Genomic DNA, 4,196 nt, shown 5'->3' on the forward strand with positions numbered 1-4,196 from the left:
ACTCATCACCCTCGTCGAACACGCCCTCCTCGCCCGCCTCCGATGAGGAGGGGCCCTCTCCTCGCCCGCCTCCGATGAGGAGGGGCCCTCTCCTCACCCTCCCCCGATGAGGAGGGGCCCTCTCCTCACCCGCCTCCGATGAACCGAGGAGAACCTGGGCCAGTGAACCGAGGAGAACCTGGGCCAGACCATCTGCCCAGGTCACCGACACAGAAAGCGCGAACCTGCCCCCTTCCCTTCACAGGGGAGTGGGCAGGTTCACAGCGCTGGATAACAGTTCGGTAGGCATTTGGAGATCAAAAGTAACACAGAGTCGCGATTTCGACCCGCTCTGCAGCATCTAGCCCGAGTTTTGCCAGCATCGTTACCTAATGTCCGATTTCTTCCTTACTCATCGTATACAGAGGACTGTTTGTCCCGTTTCCCGGCTCGTGCTGGAATTTCAGCTACCCCGTAGTCACCCAGGGAACGTTCCACCCACAGCGGGCTGCGGCAAGCGGGGGAAAGCCGCTGGATTGATCCATGGCCGCCAGGCGGCCGAGAGGTTGTTGTCGAGTGAGGCGTAAGCAGCCAAACACCCCGCAGCGGCGCCCCGAGCCCCGCGAGAACGAGGCGGTCGGCAGTGGCCAGCCTTCGACGAGCGGGTTCTCCGCGTTCACCCCGGCCGGTGAGGACCGCCCGTCCCCCGGCCCCGCACCCCAGATCCTGAGCGGCCCCGGTGGCCCGGGCTCACTGGGTACGGCGCCCAGGGGAAAGGATTCGGGCAAGCCCGGCGGCCAGGGCCCCCAGGGCTCGCGGCCGAACACGCCGAGCGCCCCCAAGAGCACCGAGGAACTCCGGCAGAGCTCCGGTAAGTACGACTTCCTGATACCGCGCAACTGGCGCGTACCGACCCGTCTGGTCTCCATCCTGCTGATCCCGGTCGTCATCGGCCTGGTCTTCGGCGGCCTGCGGGTCAACTCCTCGATCGACGAGTTCACCAACGCCGACCGCGCCCTGAAGACCGCCGAGCTGGCCCGCTCCGCGACCGATCTGGCGGACGCGCTGCAGTCCGAGCGCGACCTCTCGCTCATCCCGCTGATGACCGGCCGCGACGACCAGGGCGTGGTGCCCAAGCTGCGCGCCAGGACCGACAAGGCCCTGATCGCGTACAACGACGCCTTCAAGAAGGTCGGCGGCGACGCCACCCTGGCCCGCCGCAACGACGCCTTCCAGCAGTTGGTGGTCAACCTCCCGCACCTGCGGGACAACGCCTACAAGCCCCAGCTGTTCGCCACCGCGACCCAGGCCGCGTACTCGGCGCTGTTCGCCCCGCTGCTGGCCTTCGACAACTCCGTCGGCTACGGCAGCTCCGACGTCACCAGCAAGGGCCGCTCGATCTACGCCCTGTCGCTGGCCAAGGCTTCGGCCTCCAGCCAGCGTTCGCTGATGCTCACCCTGCTCACCGGCATCGGCACCAAGTCCGTGACCCGGTACGAGAACGGCGAGCTGATCCAGACCCTGCTGGTCTCCGCCAAGCTGGAGCAGACCGCGCTCAACGAGTTCACCACCGGTAGCACCCCGCTGGACGCCAAGGTCTACTCGGACGCCCAGGTCGCCCAGTCCGCCGAGGACGCGCGCTCCACGCTGCGCATGCCGGACCAGAGCATCCCGACCATGCAGGGCCTGATGAACATCGGCCTCTCGTACAGTGACGCGGCCATCGCGGGCTTCTCCAACGGCGAGGCCGCGGCCAACCGCAGCTTCGAGACCGCCCTCAAGGAAGGCCTGACCGGCGACAACTGGATGCAGGCGACCAACAGTCACCTGAACCCGCTGCGCAGCGCTGAGAAGACGCTGCTCGACCAGGTCGTCTCCAGCACCCAGGACATCCGGGACAACGCCCAGTTCGACGCGATCCTCAACTCGGCCATCGTGGTCGCCGCGCTCGCGCTGGCCGGTCTGCTCACCGGCTTCATCGCCCGCTCGATGATCCTCGGTATGCGCGTTCTGAACACCGCCGCGCTGGACATCGCCAACCACCGTCTGCCGGACCTGGTCGAGAAGCTCTCCAAGACCGACCCCGAGCGGGTGGACACCAACGTCGAGCAGATCCCGCTCTGGGGCAAGGACGAGATCGGCGAGGTCGCCCGAGCCTTCGACCAGGTCCACCAGCAGGCGGTCGCGCTGGCCGCCGAGCAGGCCCTGCTCCGAGGCAACCTGAACGCGATCTTCTCCAACCTGTCGCGCCGCAGCCAGGGCCTGATCCAGCGCCAGCTGGCACTGATCACCGACCTGGAGAACAACGAGGCCGACCCGGACCAGCTGGAGAACCTCTTCAAGCTGGACCACCTCGCGACCCGAATGCGCCGCAACGGTGAGAACCTCCTCGTTCTCGCCGGTGAGGAAGGCGGCCGCAAGTGGAACACCCCGGTCCCGCTGGTCGACGTGCTCCGCGCCGCCGCCTCCGAGGTGGAGCAGTACGAGCGTGTCGAGCTCTCCGGCATCCCGGAGGCCGAGGTCGTCGGCGTCGCCGTGACCGACCTCGTCCACCTGCTCGCCGAGCTGCTGGAGAACGCCACCACGTTCTCCAGCCCGCAGACCCGGGTCCTGGTCAACGCCACCGGCCTGCCGGACGGCCGAGTACTGGTCGAGATCCACGACAAGGGCATCGGCCTCACCGCCGATGACTTCGCCGAGATCAACGAGAAGCTGGCCGAGCCGCCCACGGTCGACGCGACCATCTCCCGCCGCATGGGCCTGTTCGTGGTCGGCCGGCTGTCCCAGCGGCACGACATCCGCGTGCAGCTGCGCCCCTCGGGCGAGTCCGCCGGTACCACCTCGCTGGTCATGCTCCCGCCGTTCCTCACCCAGATGCGGAACGCGCCGGAGCCGGAGGAGCAGTTCACCGTCTCCCGGATCTTCGAGCAGGAGCCGCAGCAGGCGCCGGAGCCCTGGGACGCCATGGCGAACCAGCGCAGCGCCGCCGAGCTCGGCTTCGACGACCACCTGACCAGCAACAGCGGCAGCAGCGGCTTCAGCCCCGCGCTGGAGGCCATGCAGCGCTCGCAGCGTCTGGACCAGCAGCGCCGTCGTGCCGCCCTGGACGCGGCCCCCGAGCCGGTCGAGGCCGAGGAGATCATCGAGGCCGAGGTCGAGGAGGTCCCGCCGACCCCCGCCGAGGCGTACGGCCGCCAGCCGCACGCCGAGGAGGGCTACCAGTACGGTCAGGACCAGTTCCAGGCCTACCAGCAGCACGATCAGCAGGACCCGTACGGCCGCCCGCAGTACGCGGACGACTACGGCTACCAGCAGGGCGGGCCGGGCTACGCCGAGCCGCAGTACCAGGACCAGCAGTACGGCCAGGAGCAGTTCCAGCCCCAGGCCTACCGCGAGGACCAGTACGCCGACGGCTACGGCTACGACGAGGGCCAGTACGGCCATGGTGGGCAGCAGTTCGAGCAGAACCAGCCGTTCGGCGGCCGGGCCGACGCGCCCGCCGACCACTCGTACAGCCCGGAGCCGTACGCGACCGAGCAGCCCGCGCTGCCGCCGGCCGCGCCGCACTCCGGCTCCGCGGGCCCGAACGCGGGCCTGCCGCAGCGGCGTCCCGGCCAGCAGCTGGCAGGGGGCGGCTTCGGCGGCCCGTCGGCCTTCGGCGACCAGGGCGGCGAGACGCCGAACTGGTTCACCGGTGCGAAGGACACCAGTGGCTCCGGCGAGAACCGCGGCCACGACGTGTCGTCCCTCGGCAGCTACGGCCCGACCGGTCCGACCAGCTCGCCGGCCGCGCCCTGGCAGTCGCCCAACGACGGCGACTGGCAGAAGGCCGAGCGCCTGCGCGAGCCCGCGGCCGGCGGCACCACTCCCTCCGGACTGCCTCGCCGGGTACCCAAGCAGAACCTCGTCCCGGGCAACGCCAAGCCGACCACGCAGGACGGCCCGCAGGTCTCCCGCAGCCCCGAGGAGGTCCGCGGCCGTCTGACCAACCTGCGCCGCGGCGTCGAGCAGGGCCGCAGCGCGAGCGGCGACGGCTCCACCGGGAGCTTCCGGATCGACCCCGACCGGGGTGGATCCGGCAACGGACAGCAGAGCAGCACCGATCTCTTCGGCGGCTCGAACCACCAGGAGCGTTGAGTTGAGTCAGATGAGCCAGGCCGCACAGAACCTGAACTGGCTGATCACCAATTTCGTGGACAACACCCCCGGGGTGTCGC

The 4,196-nt window shown here is 69.4% G+C and carries 1 protein-coding gene and 1 pseudogene; both read left to right on the top strand.

Translation table 11 applies throughout. The features are described from left to right. Positions 1 to 555: 555 nt before the first annotated feature. A complete protein-coding gene (locus ACZ5ON_RS35780; RefSeq protein ID WP_465601741.1) occupies positions 556 to 4,116 on the top strand; it encodes a sensor histidine kinase in 3,561 nt (1,186 codons plus the stop codon). Between the two features lie 10 nt (positions 4,117 to 4,126). Then, positions 4,127 to 4,196, top strand: a pseudogene (locus tag ACZ5ON_RS35785) (roadblock/LC7 domain-containing protein); the annotation flags it as partial.

This window comes from Kitasatospora sp. NPDC032150, from assembly GCF_055579945.1.